At 42.4% G+C, this 20,260-nt stretch carries 19 protein-coding genes; 14 read left to right on the top strand and 5 right to left on the bottom strand.

What is annotated here, in order from left to right; genetic code table 11:
- Positions 1-29 precede the first annotated feature (29 nt).
- From MHB43_RS19045 to glnA, 3 genes are all read left to right on the top strand, one after another.
- Positions 30-1,283, top strand: coding sequence for a methionine gamma-lyase family protein (locus tag MHB43_RS19045; RefSeq protein WP_339177174.1), 1,254 nt, complete (start codon positions 30-32; stop codon positions 1,281-1,283).
- 82 nt (positions 1,284-1,365) lie between these two features.
- Entirely contained in the window at positions 1,366-1,779 is a 414-nt protein-coding gene (locus MHB43_RS19040; RefSeq protein ID WP_017687924.1) for a MerR family transcriptional regulator, read from the top strand.
- Between the two features lie 129 nt (positions 1,780-1,908).
- Entirely contained in the window at positions 1,909-3,237 is a 1,329-nt protein-coding gene (gene glnA, locus MHB43_RS19035) for a type I glutamate--ammonia ligase (protein WP_076210082.1), read from the top strand.
- A 111-nt stretch (positions 3,238-3,348) separates the two neighbouring features.
- Here the strand turns inward: glnA and MHB43_RS19030 are convergent, their stop codons facing one another.
- On the bottom strand, positions 3,349-3,903 hold the full coding sequence (locus MHB43_RS19030; protein WP_405117720.1) for a site-specific integrase: 555 nt from the start codon (positions 3,901-3,903) through the stop codon (positions 3,349-3,351).
- Between the two features lie 41 nt (positions 3,904-3,944).
- Between MHB43_RS19030 and MHB43_RS19025 the strand changes: the two genes are divergently transcribed.
- Positions 3,945-4,244 carry a hypothetical protein gene (locus MHB43_RS19025; protein ID WP_339177169.1) on the top strand — a complete coding sequence of 100 codons (300 nt, stop codon included), beginning with the start codon at positions 3,945-3,947 and terminating at the stop codon, positions 4,242-4,244.
- A 22-nt stretch (positions 4,245-4,266) separates the two neighbouring features.
- Here the strand turns inward: MHB43_RS19025 and MHB43_RS19020 are convergent, their stop codons facing one another.
- Entirely contained in the window at positions 4,267-4,605 is a 339-nt protein-coding gene (locus MHB43_RS19020; protein WP_047843403.1) for a hypothetical protein, read from the bottom strand.
- Positions 4,606-5,528: 923 nt separating this feature from the next.
- Positions 5,529-6,008: a hypothetical protein gene (locus tag MHB43_RS19015; protein WP_405117719.1), complete on the bottom strand. Its 480-nt coding sequence runs from the start codon at positions 6,006-6,008 to the stop codon at positions 5,529-5,531.
- A 599-nt stretch (positions 6,009-6,607) separates the two neighbouring features.
- On the opposite strand from MHB43_RS19015, the gene MHB43_RS19010 reads away from it, so the two are divergent.
- Positions 6,608-7,909 carry an aldehyde dehydrogenase gene (locus MHB43_RS19010; protein ID WP_405117718.1) on the top strand — a complete coding sequence of 434 codons (1,302 nt, stop codon included), beginning with the start codon at positions 6,608-6,610 and terminating at the stop codon, positions 7,907-7,909.
- Between the two features lie 105 nt (positions 7,910-8,014).
- On the opposite strand, the gene lexA is transcribed toward MHB43_RS19010, so the two are convergent.
- Positions 8,015-8,641, bottom strand: a complete 627-nt coding sequence (lexA, locus tag MHB43_RS19005; protein WP_017688034.1) for a transcriptional repressor LexA — start codon at positions 8,639-8,641, stop codon at positions 8,015-8,017.
- A gap of 296 nt (positions 8,642-8,937) precedes the next feature.
- Between lexA and MHB43_RS19000 the strand changes: the two genes are divergently transcribed.
- From MHB43_RS19000 to MHB43_RS18965, 8 genes are all read left to right on the top strand, one after another.
- Positions 8,938-9,315: a LysM peptidoglycan-binding domain-containing protein gene (locus MHB43_RS19000; protein WP_076210088.1), complete on the top strand. Its 378-nt coding sequence runs from the start codon at positions 8,938-8,940 to the stop codon at positions 9,313-9,315.
- A 95-nt stretch (positions 9,316-9,410) separates the two neighbouring features.
- Complete coding sequence (locus tag MHB43_RS18995; protein ID WP_017688036.1) at positions 9,411-9,620, top strand: DUF896 domain-containing protein; 210 nt, start codon at positions 9,411-9,413, stop codon at positions 9,618-9,620.
- Positions 9,621-9,745: 125 nt separating this feature from the next.
- Positions 9,746-10,255 carry a hypothetical protein gene (locus MHB43_RS18990; protein WP_017688037.1) on the top strand — a complete coding sequence of 170 codons (510 nt, stop codon included), beginning with the start codon at positions 9,746-9,748 and terminating at the stop codon, positions 10,253-10,255.
- A 28-nt stretch (positions 10,256-10,283) separates the two neighbouring features.
- The gene (locus tag MHB43_RS18985) at positions 10,284-11,075 is read left to right on the top strand and encodes an HAD family hydrolase (protein WP_405117717.1); all 792 of its coding nucleotides are present in this window, start codon (positions 10,284-10,286) and stop codon (positions 11,073-11,075) included.
- 588 nt (positions 11,076-11,663) lie between these two features.
- Complete coding sequence (locus MHB43_RS18980; protein ID WP_339177159.1) at positions 11,664-12,593, top strand: ABC transporter permease subunit; 930 nt, start codon at positions 11,664-11,666, stop codon at positions 12,591-12,593.
- Between the two features lie 12 nt (positions 12,594-12,605).
- Positions 12,606-13,478: a carbohydrate ABC transporter permease gene (locus MHB43_RS18975; RefSeq protein ID WP_036613592.1), complete on the top strand. Its 873-nt coding sequence runs from the start codon at positions 12,606-12,608 to the stop codon at positions 13,476-13,478.
- A 47-nt stretch (positions 13,479-13,525) separates the two neighbouring features.
- On the top strand, positions 13,526-15,160 hold the full coding sequence (locus MHB43_RS18970) for an extracellular solute-binding protein (RefSeq protein WP_339177157.1): 1,635 nt from the start codon (positions 13,526-13,528) through the stop codon (positions 15,158-15,160).
- 102 nt (positions 15,161-15,262) lie between these two features.
- Positions 15,263-15,937 carry a GntR family transcriptional regulator gene (locus tag MHB43_RS18965; protein ID WP_145322120.1) on the top strand — a complete coding sequence of 225 codons (675 nt, stop codon included), beginning with the start codon at positions 15,263-15,265 and terminating at the stop codon, positions 15,935-15,937.
- Positions 15,938-16,033: 96 nt separating this feature from the next.
- Here the strand turns inward: MHB43_RS18965 and MHB43_RS18960 are convergent, their stop codons facing one another.
- Entirely contained in the window at positions 16,034-16,579 is a 546-nt protein-coding gene (locus MHB43_RS18960; RefSeq protein ID WP_047843398.1) for a cupin domain-containing protein, read from the bottom strand.
- Between the two features lie 179 nt (positions 16,580-16,758).
- Here MHB43_RS18960 and metH point away from each other — a divergent pair, with 179 nt between their 5' ends.
- Entirely contained in the window at positions 16,759-20,199 is a 3,441-nt protein-coding gene (gene metH, locus MHB43_RS18955) for a methionine synthase (RefSeq protein ID WP_405117716.1), read from the top strand.
- Positions 20,200-20,260 lie beyond the last annotated feature (61 nt).

Here is a 20,260-nt window from a genome sequence, read left to right as displayed (position 1 = left end):
ATTCGTGCTATGAAGGGGAATGAAGTAAGATGGTAAGCTTTGATTCAGAAATATCTGAACTTCAACATCAAGTGGAGCGTCAGATTGAAGGAAAACTGCAACAGATTGATCGGATTACAGATCACAATCAATGGAAGGTGATTAATGCTTTCCAACAGCGAAAAGTAAGTGATTTTCACTTTGCAGGTTCAACAGGTTATGCCTATAACGATCGTGGGCGTGAAGTGCTTGATGAAGTATATGCTGATGTTTTCGGCGCGGAAGCCGCGTTGGTACGTCCTCATTTTGCTTCAGGTACACATACGATTAGTACAGCTCTTTTTGGAGTGCTGCGCCCAGGGGACGAATTATTGTACATCACGGGTAAGCCTTATGACACATTGCATAAAGTTATTGGCAAACCCGGTGATGGCACAGGTTCATTACGCGATTTTGGTATCGGTTACCGTGAGACGGCCTTAACTGATGAAGGTGGAGTGGACTGGGCAGCAGTTGAAAAAAACATTACACCGGCTACAAAAGTCATTGGGATTCAACGTTCACGTGGTTATGACTGGCGCTCCTCCTTCTGTGTTGCTGAGATTGCTGAGATGGTTACGCGTGTTAAAGCACTGAAGGAAGATGTTATCGTATTCGTAGATAATTGTTACGGTGAATTCACAGAGGAACATGAACCGACAGAAGTCGGAGTTGATCTGATGGCCGGGTCACTGATCAAGAATCCTGGTGGAGGTATTGCGGAAACCGGTGGATACATATGTGGGAAGGAACAATACGTACAGCTGGCAGCTTATCGTCTGACAGCCCCTGGAATTGGGGGAGAGGTTGGAGCAATGCTGGGCACAACACGTGGCATCTACCAAGGACTTTACATGGCACCGACAATTGTAGGACAAGCTATCAAAGGAAGTACGTTTGCTGCTGCGATGTTTGCTGAATCCGGATTTGTAACCAAACCCGCCTGGAATGAAGCTCGCACAGATCTGATCCAGGCTGTTAAGTTTAGCTCTGCTGAGCATCTGATCGCCTTCGTGCAGGGGATTCAGCGTGCAGCAGCTGTGGATAGTCATGTGGTTCCTGAACCCTGGGATATGCCTGGTTATGAGCACCCTGTCATTATGGCGGCAGGTACGTTCATTCAGGGTGGAAGTCTGGAATTATCAGCCGATGCGCCTATTCGGGAGCCGTATATCGGGTATATGCAAGGCGGATTAACGTACTCTCATGTCAAATATGGCGTTTTGATGGCGTTACAGACTATGAAAGATCGTAAATTATTGTGAGTTTATCTAACACGTCATTGACACTTGGTAATAACTAAATGTACAATAGGGTGAAGAATAGATGACTGGAAGGTTGATGAACATGGGTGATGAAATCCGCAGAAATATGGCCTTATTCCCGATTGGTATTGTAATGAAACTTACGGATCTGTCTGCACGTCAGATTCGTTACTATGAGCAGCACAGCTTGATCGTTCCTGCGAGAACGTCAGGTAATCAACGGTTATTCTCTTTTAATGACGTAGAGAGATTGCTAGAGATCAAGGCTTTGATTGAAAAAGGAGTTAACATCGCGGGGATCAAACAAGTGATGAATCCTGTTTCAAAAGAATCCGAGGAAGCTACAGTTATCACGCCGGATACTGAAGTTAAACGCAGAGAGCTGTCCGATACGCAGTTGCACCGCTTGCTGAAGCAACAGCTTGTATCAGGTAAGAGACCAGGACAAGTATCTCTCATTCAGGGAGAGCTTTCCCGATTCTTTAATAAAAACTAAATTCGCATAACTTGGCGAGTGAGGGGAAAACATGCACTTTTGGTGTGAGACTCCTTGACCCGTGGAACTTTCTAATGTACAAATATAACAGGCAAGCCAAATACGCAGATAAGAAAGGGAGAGGTTATAGTGAGTTATACAAAAGAAGACATTCTCCGCATTTCGAAAGAAGAAAACGTACGATTCATTCGATTGCAATTTACTGATTTGCTTGGAGCTATCAAAAACGTTGAGATTCCTGTGAGTCAGTTGACTAAAGCTCTGGATAACAAAATGATGTTTGATGGATCTTCCATTGAAGGTTATGTACGTATTGAAGAGTCTGACATGTACCTCTATCCAGATCTAGATTCTTGGCTTATTTTCCCATGGGTTGCAGAGAACCGTGTTGCACGTCTGATTTGCGACGTATATCTTCCGGATGGTAATCCGTTCCCAGGAGATCCACGTGGCATCTTGAAACGAAACCTGAAGGAAGCCCAAGATATGGGATTCACTTCCTTTAACGTTGGTCCTGAACCCGAGTTCTTCTTGTTCAAAACAGACGAAAAAGGAAACCCAACTAACGAACTGAATGACCAAGGTGGTTATTTCGACCTTGCGCCTACGGATCTTGGTGAAAACTGTCGTCGTGACATCGTTATCACACTTGAAGAAATGGGCTTTGAGATCGAAGCTTCCCACCATGAGGTAGCTCCAGGTCAGCATGAGATCGACTTCAAATATGCTGATGCTCTGAAAGCGGCTGACCAGATCCAAACGTTCAAACTCGTTGTTAAAACGATTGCACGTCAGCATGGTTTACATGCGACATTCATGCCGAAACCGCTGTTTGGTATGAACGGATCCGGTATGCACTGTAACCAATCCTTGTTTAAAGGCAATGAGAACGCATTTGTTGATGAGTCGGACGAGTTGGGTCTGAGCAAAACTGCTCGTCACTTCATGGCTGGAACTCTGAAGCACGCACGTGCGTTTGCAGCAATTACTAACCCAACTGTGAACTCATACAAACGTCTTGTACCAGGTTATGAAGCACCTTGTTATGTAGCATGGTCTGCTAGTAACCGTAGCCCAATGATTCGTATTCCAGCTTCCCGTGGTCTGAGTACACGTGTTGAGGTTCGTAACCCGGATCCGGCTGCTAACCCTTACCTGGCTCTGTCTGTTCTGTTGAAAGCAGGTCTGGACGGAATCAAACGTGAGCTTTCCTTACCAGCTCCAATTGACCGTAACATCTACATCATGTCAGAAGAAGAGCGTGTGGAAGAAGGCATTCCAAGCTTGCCAGCTGACCTGAAAGAAGCATTGAATGAATTGATCCGCAGCGAAGTCATCTGTGACGCTCTCGGCGACCACGCCTTGGCTCACTTCTATGAGCTGAAAGAAATTGAGTGGGATATGTACCGCACACAAGTCCACCAATGGGAACGCGATCAATATATTACGTTGTACTAATAGCTCAATCCCTTGGCGCTCTAGCGCTGAGGGGTTTTTCTTTTTGTGGTCAAGTACCTATATATTTAAAGAAAAATCAAAGTGCCCACAAAATGCCCACAAAATATTTTTTTATTCGAAAATTTCTTCAGTGAATTTCTCAAATCTATCTATATTGCTTTTCTGGATCTTGTCTGAGATGTGGGCATATACATCTGATGTGATTTGAATACTTCCGTGACCTAATTGTTCTTGAACGAATTTTATATCTGCCCCGGACTCAAGTAAAAGAACCGCGCAGGTATGTCGGAGAGAGTGAATGGGGAGGGATGGGAGATAACAACGTTGTAAGATGCGGGAGAAGGCATTGAACAATGATGATTTAGGCATGAAGTTTCCATCTTCCCTACATAGAACCAGATCAAGGTCATGGTGGTATCTATCCCCAAGTATCCCTTTGTTATGTTCCTGCCACTCTCTGTGAAATTTAATGTGATTTACTAGGTTCATAGTAATTTTAATTTTTCTTCCTGGTTTTTCTGTCTTGGTGTCATTGTATAATTCTTCTTTGTTTTTCGCTGTAAAATCTAGATTTTCATCAATTGTAATAAAATGATTATCCAAATCAATATCGATCCATTTTAGAGCAGCTGCTTCGCCTTTTCGCATTCCAGTTTCAATTAACACTGGGAAAATATCCAGTATACATAACCATATTGACGAGAATTTTGCATAAACAATGGTATATCATCGGAATCAATAAAGTGGACTTCCTTTTTGGATCATCTCAAGCAGGCTTCGGTGATGATGCGATTATGGACGGTCATGTTCATGGTGTTGTGGCATACCTGGGACTGAAGACTAAATCCGTGAAAGGGGAGAAGCCTATGACGATAGAAGGGATGAAACAGTTGGAGGAGCTGAAGGCCATTGTTAAACCGCAGGCCCAGTTCGATTTAAAACAGGCGCTGTCGGAGGGACTCCTGACAGCGCCTGTTATTTTAGTGCACCTGGCATTCGTGCACTAAATTTTGTCATTGTTCATTGATACTAATAGCTAACATGGAATTTGAAAAGTATCGTATAAGTACCGTGGTTTGCACTTACAACTGTAAGTCCAGGTTGAATAGGAGTAACTAAAAAGTCAGGGCCAATATCACAAGCGCCATCGCTATAGATCACATCATAAGTGTAGCCGCTATACCATTGTCCAGGTTGGCCTACTTTTAGGTAAATATCGCGCTCAAAAAAAGCATGAGGTGCTATCACCTGGGACATTTCCGATGGTGAAGAATTAGGTGTTGAAATATTGGCATCAGCGAAGGACGTGGATCCAATTGAAAAACATGCAGATACAGCTAATAATCCAGCAAGTAATTTCTTTTTCATTTAATCTATTCTCCCTTTAGTTATTTTATCCCGATCGGTAAATTTATCATACCTCATATGGAAAATATAAACAATAATTAAAAATTTAAGTTGTTTAGTTTCTATTTTGGTTTTTAGTGAATAAGAAAACTCGCTAATCTTTTGGGTCGATGCTTTTGTGTGTGTCAATCGGTATCTCCTGACCGCTGTTGTACTATTATATAAGGGTGTTTCTGACATTTGATTTATAATCCATTGGAGCTGTCCTGACGGTTCATTTAAAGTTCGTGGGGCATCACCCAAGTCGAAAAAAGGTATGATCGACTACTAACTTTAGTTCCTATTCGATTGCGTAAATAGCGCATAAATATTGAAAGAAACAATAATATGAAGTGATCGTACATAAACCGCACCCCAGTCTACCATTGGAAACGCGTCAATATATCACGTTGTACTAATAGCTCAATCCCAGGGTGCTCTAGCGCTGAGGAGGTTTTCTTTTTGTGGGTAACTCTCCACATACTTAATGAAAAACCAAAGGCCCACAAAATCCCCACAAAATTTTCTATTTGTGCGAAATAAGTGGGTAAAAATAGTTATTAACAAGGTCAATTAAAGAGATTTTTCAGAGTGATTTACTCTGTAATTGAAAAGCTAAGATTGCTACTTTTATCGCTAAATGTAGATAATTTTTATAAGCGATATATTTCCAGGCGTATAGAAATAAAATAAGGCCTTATCAGCACTTAGCTGACAGGGCCTTATTTTATTTATTCAGACTTTTCTTAACAATGTCGAATATCGTCTGATGGTAGACTTAGTTATTAAATGCCCATTTCGGATTTCATAGTTATCCATATCCCAGTTTGATGAACGATGACTTATTTATATAGGTTTGAGCTGGAAAATGCTCTTTCAGGCTGGGCTTCACAATCCGATCTTCATTACATTTTACTGTCAATCTGAAATTTGAAAGAATCGTAACCCGTAAGATCATCCATTGAGTAAAACTCAACCGTTTTGCTTTCACCTTTTCCCAAGAAGTCAGCCGTACCGTCTGCTGTACCGATTTGTTTTCCGTCTTTGTCGTTAATGGTCGCCTTGAGCAAAGCAACTTCGAATTCTTTATCAGTGTTTTCAATAGAGGCTATTAAAGACCACATCCCACTATCATCTTTGACGGACACTTCCGATATTTTTAGGCCATCAAGTTCATATTCGATTGCTTCAACTGTTTCTGCTACTTCCTCTTGCTTAGTTTCTTCTTTTGCCTGCTCAGTGTCTTCTAATACAGGCGTTTCTACTAAATCTGTTTCAGTTGATTTCACTGGCGCTGTATTGTCTGTTTTTTCTGTCTCACTTCCACATGCTGTTATTGCTATAGTCAGCATTAAAGCTGACAATAAAAGTGATGCTTTTTTCAAGATGATTCCTCCAATATATGTATTCTGCATATAGTCTATCAGACCTAGGTATATTATTCTATGTAAATGAGTGGATATGGAAAAGCTAATACGATGTGGAGTCACAACTAGATGTGGATAGCCTCTCAGAAAGCTTAACCAAGGTGATTGTTTCAGTCAGTCTGTCCTAGATGGTCGCGAACTTCTAACTTCTTGCGGCACCTTGTCTTTAGACATCTCAGTTGTTCTTATCGAGCAACGAATGAACATTTAGTCATTTCTCCTTAGCCATTCATCCTTTTACTCAGAAATTAGAATAACCTGCTACGATAATAGATGTATTCCATGAGAATGTTTAGTTGGAAGCCAGAATTCCCCTACTATCGTAGTAAGCTGATACTGTCTATAGAATGAAAGACTTACATAGCAACCTCATAAGGCAACTTGATAGCCACGAAATAGAAAGGAACACTAGCATTCACTCTTTCAAAATTCCAACCATCGTTCAAATACATACAAATGAATGTTTCATTAGTATGTTGAAAGTTTCATATAGAAGAGGTATACTTTAATTAAATTTTGAGCAATTTAATTTTAAATAATTAATTGGAGATGTTAATATGGATCAGGCAAAACAACTTGTGACAGAACAACGTACATTTTTTTATACAGGGCAAACTAAAAATATTGAGTATCGGATTAATGCTCTTCAACAGCTTAGAAAAGGAATTGAAAAGTATCAGCAACGGATTCAAGATGCACTTCGGGCGGATCTGAACAAATCTGAGGCGGAAGCTTACGGTTCCGAGATTCGCATTGTTTTGGGTGAACTGGATTTTGCATTAGAACACCTGCAGGAATGGGCTGCACCAAAACAAGTTCCAACCAATTCGGCTATGCCGGATGGGGTGAGCACCATTTACCCTGAACCATACGGAGTGGCTCTTATTATTGTACCTTGGAACTATCCTTTCCAACTGGCCTTTGGTCCACTGATTGGAGCAATTGCAGCCGGTAACTGTGCAGTTATCAAGCCTTCTGAATTAACACCAGCCGTATCTCGTCTGACGTATGATCTGATTAAGGAGATCTTCCCTGAGGAGTATATTGCCGTTATGGAAGGTGAAGTTGAGGCAAGCACAGCATTGTTGAAAGAGAAGTTTGATTATATTTTCTTCACAGGCAGCACAGGTGTTGGTCGCATTGTTATGAAGGCAGCTGCGGAGCATTTGACTCCTGTAACTCTTGAGTTGGGTGGTAAGAGTCCTGCTATTGTCCATAGCGATGCAGATCTGAAGCTGGTGGCCCAGCGTATTGTTCGTGGTAAGTTCCTGAATGCAGGCCAAACATGCGTTGCTCCGGATTACTTGCTTGTACATGAACAAGTTCATGATGAATTGATCAATCTGATTGGCGCTGAGATCAAAGATAAATTTGGGGATGATGTGTTACAGAATGCTGATTTCCCGCACATTGTCAACGCGCGTAACTTTGATCGGTTGTCGAAATTCCTCACAGATGGCAAAACGCTGATTGGTGGACGTTCTGTACGTGAGCAGTTGTTCATTGAGCCGACTGTACTTGGCGATGTGAACTGGGAATCAGCTGTCATGCAAGAAGAGATCTTCGGTCCGATTCTTCCTGTATTTACGTACAGTGACCTTGATCCTATGCTGGATGAGATTGTTCGCCGGCCAAAACCATTGGCGCTATATCTTTTCACACAGGATGAGCAACTGCAGGATCAGGTTCTGAATCAAGTATCCTTCGGTGGGGGATGTATTAATGACACACTTTCTCATATGACTTCACATTATCTACCGTTTGGTGGTGTAGGAGAGAGCGGTATGGGCTCATATCACGGACAACAGAGCTTTGATGTGTTCTCGCATCACAAGAGTGTTCTGAAACGCAGTGAATAATTAGCCGCAAAAATAACATAAACATGAAAAAAAGAGGTTGTCCTGTTGATCAGGGCAACCTCTTTCGTATTTCATTACATCTAATTTTGTTACTCAAGTTAAATATTAATGAATATCTCGGAAAAGGCCAATGACTTTACCCAGAATACTAACATGTTTCAAACGTAAAGGTTCGAAGGTCGCATTCTCCGGTTGAAGGCGAATATGATCTTTCTCTTTATAGAACGTTTTCACTGTAGCTTCATCGTCTTCAGTCATTGCAACGACGATATCACCGTTATCAGCAGTTTGCTGTTGACGGACAATAACGTAATCTCCATTAACGATTCCAGCTTCCACCATACTATCTCCCACTACTGAAAGCATAAACACTTTCTGTTCGCCTACATAGTGTGTAGGAAGAGGGAAGTAGTCTTCAATGTTCTCGGTTGCAGTGATTGGAACCCCGGCTGTAACCTTACCAACAACAGGAATACGTGCAACGCTATGAGCAAATTGATGAGAATGCTCAGATTCTTCCTGGCTCAAAAGCTCAATGGCTCTTGGCTTGGTAGGGTCGCGTCGGATCAAACCTTTTTTCTCCAAACGATCCAAATGTCCATGTACTGTTGAGCTGGAAGCAAGTCCAACCGCTTCACCAATTTCCCGTACGGAAGGAGGATACCCCTTCAACCGGACTTCATTTCGTATAAACTCCAGAATAGCCTGCTGCCTGCTGGATATCTTCGACATACCGTATCAACCCCATTTTAGTAACGTTTGGGAAAATTATAACATAGAACCTCCGTTCGTACAAACATAAGTTCTAAATAAAATAGCTTTAAATCAGTGTTTTTTAACTTATAGAACAGAAATTGGCCAAAAGTCAGAGCATAATACTGCAAATGTTTTGCAAAAGTACTTGAAATAAGATATTGCTCCTTCTAAAAAGAAGCGAACAATTGTTCTAAAAATATATTGAACAAAACAAGTGTTCGTGTTATATTGATTTCAACAGATAGGAACAAACGTTTGGAGGCGGGTATTTAATGAGATATTCTACTTATCAAAGCATTTATGAACCAATGAATTCGGAACTGGTGAAGTCTAACATAGGGAACTACAAGAAGGTTTTAGCGCGTTTCAAGATTTCTTCATGGATGTTAAAGGTAGCCATTACCTCTATGATTATATTTATTGGATGCAGCACTGTTTTAACTGTATTTGCCGGCAATGAGAATGATGTTCTGCCTGGAGGAAAGATAGCTGTTTCACAAGGGGAAACATTATGGAGTATTTCTTTGGAACATAAACCGACGAATATGGATACACGTATTTATATAGAAGCAATTAAGAAAGTGAATCAACTTCATACGACTTCCATCCAAGTGGGACAAGTACTAGCTCTACCGCAATTTGCAGAATAAAATGCACATCAATGAGTGTTAACGCGTGTCAGCTTGACAAGCTGCCTTTATAATGGCAAAGTTAATATGACTTTGTATTTTTGGAGGGGACAAGCTTGGATATAGATAGTCTGGTAGCACGCATTAACGAATTGGCTCGTAAGCAAAAGTCCACTGGATTGTCGGAGGAAGAACTTGCCGAACGTGCCGAGCTAAGAGAGATTTATTTGAGTAATATTCGCAGCAATTTCAGACAACAACTGGATACCATTGAGATTGTTGATGATGAGAATGACAAAGGCCACCAAGGCAAACTCAAACACTAACGAAACCTAATGATATCATTATGATATTTAGGTTTCTTCCTGTTATTTTGAGTGTGCAATTTATAGGGGGAAATGTTGGTTTACAGTTATGTAAGCCGATACAAAGACACATAAGGGGGATTCTCATGTCGCGTTCGTTCGAGAGAACGGTTAAGAAAAATTCCAAGCAGTTAAATCAGCAGCGCAAAAAAAGTGGTCAACCAATCACAGGTACACCAGGCGAAGAAGTCTTTAAGGGACGCAGCCTTTTGTTCCCTATATTTTTGATTGGTCTCGCCTTTTTGTATCTGTTTATGAGCACGTTCCTTGTGCAAGCTCCGATGACAACCTGGGACTGGGTGACGATGCTGCTTTACGTATTTTTGGCAGTCATCTTCATGCTTCGCCGTCCATACATCAAGATTAGCAGTAATCGGATTATAACGACGAAGGGTAATCGTGAACGTTCAATTGGGGTTGACGATATCGTTAAATTCAGAATTGAACCAGGTACAGTTGTTATCGAACATAACAGTCGCGGGAAAAGATGGGTGTTTACCAAGTTATTGAACCGTTACGATACAGATGCGATTGCAGAACGTTTGCTGAAGTTTGCAAAAGCACACCAGATCACCGTGGAAACCGTCGAAAAGTAATTATTGCATAAAGGGGTAGATGATCGGAATGGCGTTAAAAGCGATTTTGTTCGACCTGGATGATACTTTATTGTGGGATGAGCGTAGTGTTCGAGAAGCTTTTTATGAGACTTGTCTAATCGCAGCGCAAGAGACTGGGGTCAAGCCGGAAGAACTTGAAGAAGCTGTTCGTAATGAGGCACGTGGACTGTATGAATCATATGAAACCTTTCCTTTTACCAAAATGATTGGAATCAATCCGTTTGAAGGCCTATGGGCTAACTTTACTGGTGGGGATCAACCTGAGTTCCGTCAGTTGGAACAGCTTGCTCCAGTTTACCGTAAAGAATCCTGGCGTCGTGGCTTGTTGAAATTGGGTATAGATCGGGAAGATCTTGCTGAACAACTGGCCGCGCAGTTTGGAGTAGAACGGAGATCCAGACCTCATGTATACGAAGAAACGATGGATACCTTGCGTCAATTACAAGGAAAGTACAAATTGTTGTTGTTAACGAACGGTTGTCCTGCTTTGCAACAAGAGAAGTTGGATGGTGTACCTGAATTGACTCCTTTCTTTGATGAGATTATTATCTCGGGTAACTTCGGAAAAGGAAAACCAGATCCGTCAATATTTGAACATGCTTTGAGTAAACTGGGTGTTAAACCCGAAGAGAGCATGATGGTTGGGGACAAGTTAACGACTGATATTCGTGGTGCTTTATCATCTGGCATCCAATCCGTATGGATTAACCGTGAGCATAAGACCAACAATGAAACGTATGCGCCAGACCATGAAATAACGCATTTATCGGAATTAAATCAGCTTATTGCTAATTTCTAAGCAGATCAGCTATAACATCTTTCCTCAGCACCCTGAAACATTGGTAACTTCAATGAACGATGATGTCGTTCTTGAAGTTACCAATGTTTTTTTATTTGAACATGTTGACTAAATTACCTTGTTAAATGAGATCTCTATTTTTTTCACTAAAAGTTATTGAAATTAGGGGGAAGCTGGATTAGAATATAACTAACATACTAGTATGACTAGTATTTAGATTGTCCTAAAGCAATTTCTTTTTGACTTACTTCATTAAATGGAAGCAGGGAGTTATTGCTTATTATTTTCGATTGATTGTAAGCGCTTAATATTTTGAGAAAGCTTCTTTGGATTTGGAGATCACACCACTTAGTAAGTGCTAATTAATGATGTGAAGCACCTTGGATTGTGTGATTCTACATAATACATTAAATTGATATCGCTTACATTTAGAAATTATCTATTTCGTAGTGGGGGTGAATTTGAAGGAGTTGTTGTCTTCTACAAGAGGAGAAACGATGGGAGTTGTACATGAATTACTCTTACTTATCAAGTCCTGGATCGGAGTGAAAACAAATGGAGTCGGAAACCGCTAAAACAACGTTAACCATGACATCTTTACGTAAAGAGAGCAGATTACGAACGGCAGCAACTTTGTTCCGCAAAGACTGGCAGTTGTATTCACTGTTAATCCTTCCCATCATTTATCTCCTTATTTTCAAATATGGGCCGATGATTGGTAATGTGATTGCGTTCAGACGTTTTGTTCCTGGGGGAAGTATATTTGGAGAAACGTGGGTTGGATTAAGGTACTTCAAAATGTTCATTGAGGACCCTACCTTCTGGAGAGTATTTGGTAATACGCTGATGTTGGGCGGACTTGCGTTACTCTTTACATTCCCGGTTCCAATCATTTTTGCCTTGATGCTTAACGAAGTGAAGAGTAAACGATTCAAAAAATTTGTACAGACCGCGTCTTATCTGCCTCATTTTCTGTCGATCGTTATCGTTGCGGGTATGATCCTGCAGCTGACAGCAGTGAATGGTTCCATTAATGGACTGGTGGCTTTCTTCACCGGAGACAATATTCCTTTTATGCAGCGGGCTGAGTGGTTCAGAACAATCTATATCACTTCTGAGGTATGGCAGGGTATGGGTTGGGGAGCAATTCTTTATCTGGCTGCCCTAACAACCATTGATGATTCTTTGTATGAAGCTGCGCGTATCGATGGTGCCAATCGGTGGAAGCAAACGATTCATGTAACGTTACCAGGGATCTTGCCAACGATTGTGACTTTATTGATTTTGAACATGGGTAATTTCCTGGCTGTTGGATTTGAAAAAATCTTACTCTTGTACAATCCGCTGATCTACGAGACATCTGATGTGATCTCCACTTACCTGTATCGGGTTGGACTGGAATCCAGTAACTTCAGTTATGCTACCGCAATTGGCTTGTTCGAATCGCTGATCGGTCTGATTCTGGTGTTCTCCGTAAATGCCATCTCACGCAGACTGACTCAAAGAAGCTTATGGTAAAGGAGGAGCATCATGCAGGAATCCAGATCTTACAAGGTATTTAAAGTATTCAATGTCATCTTTCTGCTGTTCGTGGTATTTATAACACTCTATCCATTCTTAAATGTCGTGGCACAATCCTTCAGTAGTGAGTCCTATATTAATTCCGGTAAGGTTAGTTTGTTCCCAAGAGGATTCAATGTGGAGACATACAAGACCATCTCACGTGACAGCATGTTCTGGACGAATTATAAAAACACGATTATCTACACCGTAGTAGGTACGTTAATCTCCATGTTTATGACGACTATTTTCGCATATGCCCTGTCCAAAAAGAGGTTGATGGGTCGCAAGTTTCTGACGATGTTCGCCGTATTCACGATGTTCTTTAGTGGTGGATTGATTCCAAACTATGTGTTGATTAATTCCCTTGGGTTCAACAACACCATGTGGGCACTTGTTGTTCCTGGCGCAATTAGCATATACAACATGCTGATCATGAAGTCATTTTTTGAAAATATGCCTGAAGAACTGGAGGAAGCTGCCTCCATTGACGGTTTGAACACCTACGGGATCTTGTTACGTATTATATTGCCGCTTAGTAAAGCAGTTATGGCAACCATGGTGCTGTTCTACGCAGTAGGTCATTGGAATTCCTGGTTCCCAGCCTTTCTGTATTTGGACAAAAAAGAATTGTTCCCGGTCACCATTTATTTGCGCAATATGATTGCAGGAGCGACTAGCGGGGCGTCTGCCGGTGCAACCTCAGCTGATAACCTGACACAGATTGCTGCCAATATTAAGTCTGTAACGATGGTATTAACCATCTTGCCGATACTCACCATCTATCCATTTGTCCAAAGATACTTTGTAACCGGTATCATGTTAGGGTCTGTTAAACAGTAATACGTAGAAGCTAGAATACCTAAACCAAATTCAGGGGGATAACCTAAATGAATCAAAAGCCACGTAAGTTTGTCGGTAAAATGGTGTTGGCAACAATGATGACCGTCGTTCTGGCAGCATGTAGCAGCGGTACCGGAGCTGGAGGTGAAGTCACAGAAGTTCAAACCAAGGCAGCGATGGAGACGTACAATGTAGGGGATACATTCAAGGCGACCGAGCCATTTAATCTCTCCATACTCTATAGTGATCAACCTAGTTATCCATATAAAAAAGACTGGTTACTTTTTAATAAAATTACCGAACTGACGGGTGTTACGCTTGAGCCAACGATTGTACCGATGAGTGATTACTCTCAGAAGAGATCTCTGTTGATTAGCTCCGGTGATGCACCACTGGTTATTCCGAAAACATACCCTGGTGAAGAGTCTGCATTTGTGTCCTCCGGTGCGATTTTGCCGATTAGCGATTATATTGATTTGATGCCAAACTTCAAGGACAAAGTGGAAAAATGGGGTCTGGAAGATGAACTTGAAGGGCTGCGACAGGAAGATGGAAAGTACTATGTACTCCCGGGTCTGCATGAAGAAGTATGGCCAGATTACACATTACTCGTAAGAACGGATGTCTTTGAAGAAAATAACATCGCCATCCCAACCACTTGGGACGAATTGTATGATGCAGCCAAAAAGCTGAAAGAGATCTACCCGGATTCTATTCCGTTTTCGGACCGATTCCAATTCAATAGTACGTTGAACATCGCTGCTACTGGCTTTGGTACCAAGGCTGGGTGGGGTTTTGGTAACGGATTGACGTATAAGGAAGATCAGGATGAATTTGTGTACACGGCTACAACACCAGAATACAAAGAGATGCTAACGTACTTTAACAAGTTGGTATCCGAAGGATTACTCGATAAGGAGAGTTTTACACAGGATGATGATCAGGCTGTACAGAAATTTGTATCCGGCAAATCATTCATGATTAATGGTAATTCCCAAACGGTGGTGCTGCACCGAAATGATATGAACAAAACGCTGGGAGAAGGTAAATACTCAGTTGCAAAGATTACAGTACCTGGTGGGCCAAAAGGGCAATTAATGTCCGGCTCCAGACTTGAAAATGGTGTCATGATCTCCGGGAAAATTCAAAAAAGCGAAAACTTCAAAGCCATTATGCAATTTGTGGATTGGTTATACTACAGTGACGAGGGTCAAGAGTTTGCCAAATGGGGCGTTGAAGGTGAAACATTCACCAAAGAGGGCGGAAAACGCAAATTGGTAGAAGATGTGAACTACAATGGTTTGAATCCAAAAGGCACGAAAGACTTGCGTATTGACTATGGCTTCTCTGGTGGTGTATTTGCCTACGGGGGTACCACAGATTTGTTGCAATCCATGTTTAGTGAAGAAGAGTTGAAATTCCAGCAAGACATGAAGGATACCAAGGAAGTGATTCCGGCAGAACCACCGATTCCTTACTCTTCAGAGGACCGTGAACGGGTGACACTTCTGAGTACACCACTGAAAGACTACTCTGATCAGAATACACTTAAATTTATCTTGGGTGAGCGGGACTTGTCTGAATTCGATACATTTGCCAAAGAGCTTGAGAGTCAAGGGTTATCTAATTATCTGAAGCTGGCAAATGATACGTACAAAGCCTACAAAGAAAACAAGCAATAATATAGTTGATGTTGGCCAGATTACCGTTTCACACCGATATATAAGTGGAACGGTAATTTGTGCTAAAATGAATGAATACGGCTGATAGAAAGAGGTCTAGGCATGTCACTTAATCAAAAAATTAGAGGCTCGACCCGGGCATATTCATATAACCTGTTAAAAGAACGAATTCTTCATCTGGAACTTAAGCCAGGTACCAAGATTTCAGAGAAAGAGATTGCAGATGAACTGCAGGTGAGCAGAACACCCGTTAGAGAAGCTTTCATGAAGCTTGCTGAAGAAGAACTGCTGGACATTATTCCCCAGAGTGGAACGATTGTCTCTCATATTAATCTGGAGCATGTGGAAGAAGGCAGGTTTATGCGGGAGAAGATGGAGAAGGAAATCGTGACTTTGGCATGTGTTTCTTTTCCTGAAGAGTTCAGATTTCGACTTGAAACCAACATTGCAATGCAGGAAGTCTGTATAGGGAAAAACAATTTCTATCGACTTTTTGAACTGGATGAAGAGTTTCATCAGATTTTGTTCCAGGGCACGGGTAAGCTGAGAACATGGAAAATGTTGCAACAGCTGAATATTCCTTTTAATCGGTTGCGTTTATTACGTCTAGCGGAGGACTCCAACCTGGAGGTCATTATCTCCCAGCACAAAGAGATTTATCGTCTTATCACAGAGCGTAAGACCGAGCAAGCTGTGCAGGTGATGGAAGCTCATCTTAGACTAGTTGTGATTGAACAAGAATCGATAAAAGCGAAATACCCGCATTATTTTATATAACGCACCTACGTTGTATAATACTCTCCATATGCATATGCGAAAACCCCTGTTCAATTGAACAGGGGTTTTGGTTAAGCAAGTTGTAACACGAGAGTGTTAGGCTTGTTTGATAAAAGTAGGATCAGGGTATGGATCTGCAATCCAGCCATCTTTTTCGATGAACAGACGTACAGCAATAATTTGTTTGTTCTCCATTAAGGTGAAGAAGTGCGGTGTATTCTCAGGTACAGAGATAACGTCTCCAGGAGACAGTTCTACATTAAAGTAGCCCACATCATCTGTAGCTTTGATAACAAAGATTCCTTTACCAGCGACAATCGCACGAATCTCATCTTCAGCGTGGGTGTGGATCTCTTCGAACTTGGCCAGCTTTTCTTCGATATCTGGTGTTTGTTCGGACAGCGTGATGACATCCCAGATCTGGTATCCGCGACGTGCAGCCAAATCTCTGATTTCATAATCGTAAGTTTCCAAAACCTCGGTTTTCTGTTCATCAGTTAATCCAAAGTTATTTTGCAGATCAGTGTTCAGTTTGGATGCGTCCCACTTCTCATATAATACTTCGTATTTGTTCAAGAAATTTCGAACATTTTCGTCACCAGTGATGCGTTCGTTCGTATTTCGGATAACAATTTCAGCCATGTTCTTTCCCTCTTTTCCACTTGGTTTAATTGAATTATATCGGATTGCTTTGTTTTTGTCGATTCTCAAATTCCGTTCATATTCGTGCAAACCCGCCATCTTTCGGGACCAAACCCGATCTTTCACATTAAGTTAGTTTCTGTTAAACTAAGATTTAACGTTTTGCGGGGGTGAAGATATTGGATAAGATTAGTCTACACGATGCATTAAAACAACGAATATTAATCCTCGACGGTGCAATGGGGACCATGATTCAACAAGTTGATTTGACTGGCGAAGATTTTGGCGGCGAAGATTTGGATGGATGTAATGAAATGTTAGTGCTTACTCGTCCAGAGCTGATCCAGCGCATTCATGAAGAATATCTGGAGGCTGGAGCCGATTTAATTGAAACCAATACATTTGGTGCTACATCCGTTGTGCTTGCTGAGTACGATATTCAGGATCGGGCACGTGAGATCAACCTGGAAGCAGCCAGAATTGCGAAAGCTGCGGTTGATCGTTTCTCTACACCGGAATCTCCACGTTATGTGGTAGGAGCGATGGGACCAACAACCAAAACACTGTCTGTAACTGGGGGCGTAACGTTCCAGGAACTTATCGACAGTTATTTGGAGCAAGCGCTTGCTTTAATAGAGGGAGGCGTTGATGCGCTACTACTCGAAACCTCACAGGATACCCTCAATGTAAAAGCAGGCAGCATTGGAATTCAGCAGGCCTTCGAACAGAGTGGTGTTACACTGCCCCTGATGATATCAGGAACGATCGAACCGATGGGAACGACCCTTGCGGGTCAGAACATCGAATCCTTTTATATATCCTTAGAACACCTTAACCCAATTTCGGTAGGACTAAACTGTGCTACGGGTCCAGAGTTCATGCGTGATCACATTCGTTCGCTTTCCGGAATGGCATCGGTTGCCGTTAGTTGTTATCCGAACGCGGGTCTTCCGGATGAGAATGGTAATTACCATGAGTCACCGGACTCGCTTGCTCAGAAGATTGGTGCTTTTGCCGAACAGGGCTGGTTGAATATTGCTGGTGGATGTTGCGGGACAACCCCTGCACATATTCGGGCGATGCGCGACAAACTTGCCCAGTACCCCCCAAGAGAAATGAACGGAACACATCCACCAGCATTGTCTGGTATAGAACCAATCTACATTGAACAGGACAATCGTCCATACATGGTTGGTGAGCGTACGAACGTGCTGGGATCACGTAAGTTCAAACGACTCATTGTAGAAGGCAAGTATGAAGAAGCTTCGGAAATTGCTCGTGCTCAAGTGAAAAATGGAGCGCACATTGTTGACGTGTGTGTACAAGATCCGGACCGTGAAGAGTCTGAAGACATGGTGAAGTTCCTTGAACTGGTTGTGAAAAAAGTTAAGGTTCCTCTCATGATCGATACGACAGATGCTTCAGTAATTGATCTGGCCCTCCAGTACTCACAAGGTAAGGCGATAATTAACTCCATTAACCTTGAGGATGGCGAAGAGAAATTTGAGCTGATTACGCCGTTGCTTCATAAATATGGTGGTGCGGTAGTTGTCGGAACGATTGACGAACGGGGTCAGGCGATTAGTCGGGAAGACAAGCTTGACGTAGCCAAGCGCTCTTACGATTTGCTGGTGAACAAATATGGTCTCAAACCAGAAGACCTGATTTTTGATACGTTGGTGTTCCCGGTAGGTACGGGGGATGAACAGTACATCGGTTCAGCCAAAGAAACAATTGAAGGTATAAGAGTGATTAAGGAAGCGATGCCAGAATGTCATACGATCCTCGGTATCAGTAACATTTCATTTGGGCTGCCTGAAGCAGGTCGTGAAGTGCTGAACTCCGTATTTTTGTATGAATGTACCAAAGCAGGTCTCGACTATGCGATCGTGAACACTGAGAAACTTGAGCGTTATGCATCCATTTCGGAAGAAGAACGTAGACTCTCGGAAGAGCTTTTATACAACACAAATGATGAAACACTCGCGGCGTTCGTAGCGGCGTTCCGTAACAAGAAGGTTGAGAAGAAGGAAAAAATCTCGAACCTTTCATTAGAAGAGCGTCTCGCTTCATATGTTGTGGAAGGAAGTAAAGAAGGATTGCTGCCAGATCTCGAACAGGCACTTGCCAAATACACAGCACTTCAAGTGATTAACGGTCCACTGATGCGGGGGATGGAGGAAGTAGGTCGTCTCTTTAACAACAATGAGTTGATTGTAGCTGAGGTGTTGCAGAGTGCGGAGGTTATGAAGGCTTCTGTAGCATATCTGGAGCAATTCATGGAGAAGAACGAGACTTCGGTTAAAGGCAAGATCATTCTGGCCACTGTTAAAGGCGATGTGCATGACATCGGGAAGAACCTGGTCGAGATCATCCTGTCCAATAACGGTTACCAGATCATTAATTTGGGTATAAAAGTACCACCAGAACGTATCATTGAGGCATACCGGGAAGAAAAAGTCGATGCGATTGGCCTCTCGGGTCTATTGGTAAAATCAGCACAGCAGATGATTCTTACCGCTCAGGATTTGCGAACAGCAGGTATTGATGTACCTATTATGGTTGGCGGAGCGGCGTTAACACGTAAATTCACCAAAAACCGTATCCGTCCTGAATACAACGGAATGGTTGTATATGCGAAAGATGCGATGGATGGTCTGGATCTGGCGAACAAATTGATGAATCCCGTTTCACGTGAAGTGATGCAACTGGAGATGGAAGCAGAAAAAGAAGCTGATGCTTCAGGTGCTGTAGCTGTTCAGGCTCTTCCAGAGCTTACGCGAGTGGAGCGTTCGGATATTGCTGTAGATCATCCGGTTCTTGTCCCGCCTGATCTGGAGCGGCATACGATGCGTAACTATCCTTTGTCACATATCCTGCCATACGTGAACATGCAGATGTTGCTTGGACATCATCTGGGGTTGCGCGGTTCAGTAGAACAATTGCTTGCTTCAGGTGATAAGAAGGCTACCGACCTGAAAGCAGTCGTGGATGATATCATGCATGAGGCTGTTCGTGACGGGATTATTCAGGCGCATGCCATGTATCGTTTCTTCCCGGCTCAGTCCAGTGGTAATAGCGTCATCATCTATGATCCAAAGGACACCAGCAATATTTTGCATACTTTTACGTTCCCACGTCAAAAAGTCGAGCCGTTCCTGTGCCTGTCCGACTTCCTGAAACCTGTTGAATCCGGTCAGATGGATTACGTTGGTTTCATGGTTGTTACGGCTGGACATGGTGTACGTGAACTATCCACTGCGTGGAAAGATCAAGGGGATTACCTTCGCTCGCATGCTCTGCAATCCGTAGCGCTTGAAGTAGCAGAGGGATTAGCTGAACGTGTGCATCATATGATGAGAGATATCTGGGGATTCCCGGATTCTGCCCAGATGACCATGAAGCAACGTCACGGTGCACGTTATCAAGGGATCAGGGTATCTTTTGGATATCCGGCTTGTCCGGATCTGGAAGACCAGGGGCCGCTGTTCAAGTTGCTGCAGCCTGAGGATATCGGTGTAGAATTGACGGAAGGTTTCATGATGGAACCTGAAGCTTCCGTATCAGCGATGGTATTCAGCCATCCGCAAGCTAAGTATTTTAATGTAGAGAAGGCATAAATTCAGTAGAGTGTCAGGCAAAGCCCTCCGCATTGTCGGAGGTTTTTTGCTGGCAACAGAA

Origin of the sequence: Paenibacillus sp. FSL H8-0317 (genome assembly GCF_045040685.1) — a bacterium.
Taxonomy (GTDB): Bacteria; Bacillota; Bacilli; order Paenibacillales; family Paenibacillaceae; genus Paenibacillus.
The sequence above is the reverse complement of the archived record's forward strand: the minus strand, read 5'-3'. Positions and strand labels throughout refer to the sequence as shown.